The organism is Streptomyces sp. NPDC096311, from assembly GCF_044763085.1.
Taxonomy (GTDB): Bacteria; Actinomycetota; Actinomycetes; order Streptomycetales; family Streptomycetaceae; genus Streptomyces.
On sequence record NZ_JBIWFN010000072.1, the window covers coordinates 1 to 1,434 of the forward strand.

Annotated in this window: 1 protein-coding gene; it reads left to right on the top strand. The window is 68.8% G+C overall.

The window, feature by feature from the left end; genetic code table 11:
• Positions 1-56 precede the first annotated feature (56 nt).
• Positions 57-1,331, top strand: a complete 1,275-nt coding sequence (locus ACIRA5_RS53635; RefSeq protein WP_403706022.1) for an IS701 family transposase — start codon at positions 57-59, stop codon at positions 1,329-1,331.
• Positions 1,332-1,434: the final 103 nt, after the last annotated feature.

Sequence of the window (1,434 nt, forward strand, 5' to 3'; positions counted from 1 at the left end):
CTAGTAGGACTCCGTTAGGTCTTTCTGTCGGCCGTGTTCAGCGGCATGCTGAGTGTGTGGACGCACATGAAGTGAACCGTGCTCGGGCGCAGTTGGCGTTATTCGTGGCTGACGTGTTCGCCTCGGTGCCGCGGAAGGATCAGCGGGCCAAGAGCGACTGCTATCTGCGGGGGCTGATGATGGACGGGCGCCGCAAGTCCATCCAGGCCATGGCGGAGCGGCTGCCGGACGGCAACGAGCAGAACCTGCAGCAGTTCGTGAATCAGTCGACGTGGGATCCGGTGTTGGTGCGGCGGCGGATCGCGGAGCGGATGGTGCCCCGCCTCGGCCCGGATGCCTGGGCGGTCGATGACGTGTCGTTCCCCAAGGACGGCCGGATGTCGGTGGCGGTCGCCCACCAGTACTGCGGAGCGCTGGGCAAGCAGGCCAACTGCCAGGTCGCGGTGAGCGTGCACGCGGTCTCCGACACCGCGTCGGTTCCGCTGCAGTGGCGACTGTTCGTGCCCGAGGAGTGGGCAGACGATCCGGTCCGCCGGCGCAAGACAGGGATCCCGGACGAGGTCGGGCACCGGGAGAAGTGGCGCCTGGCCCTGGACAGCATCGACGAACTGGCCGAGTGGGGCCTGGTTCCGCCGGTGCTGGTGGCCGACGCCGGCTACGGGCAGAACGCCGACTTCCGCGACGGGCTGGAGCGTCGGGGCATCGGCTACGTGGTGGCGATCCGTTCGGATATGAGCGTCCACCCGCACGACGCGCTGCCCACGCTCCCGCCCTGGTCCGGCAACGGCCGCAAGCCGCAGCCCCGCTATCGCGACAAGCCGTCCCCGGTGGCCGCGCTCGCGGCCGGCCACGGTCGGCAGGCCTTCGCCGAAGTGACCTGGCGGGAAGGCTCCCGCGGACCGATGCGCTCGCGCTTCCTGTCCCTGCGGGTGCGGCCCGCCGGCATCAAATCCCGACGCCTGGCGAAGGCCGCCGCCACAGACCCAGGCCGCTGGGACGGTGTCTTGCCCGAGGTCACGCTGCTGGCCGAATGGCCCGCCGACGCCGAAGCGCCGACCGACTACTGGCTGTCCAACCTGCCCGCCGACACCCCGATCGCCGACCTTGTCCGTCTCGCCAAGATCCGCTGGCGCATCGAGCACGACTACCGGGAACTCAAGCACGGCCTCGGCCTGGACCACTTCGAGGGACGTTCCTGGAACGGCTGGCATCACCACGTCACCCTGGTCACCGCCGCCCATGCGTTCCTCACCGAACAGCGCCTGGCCCCAAAAGCCGATACACCAGACTCACCCTCTACCAGACCCTCGACGCCATCCAGGACCTGCTGAACTGCTGGACCGGCACCTGCACCACCTGCCACCGCCCCCTGCCCAGAACATCCCCCACCAGCCAGAACCTCAGAGCCAGAGCAACCTAACGGAGTCCTACTAG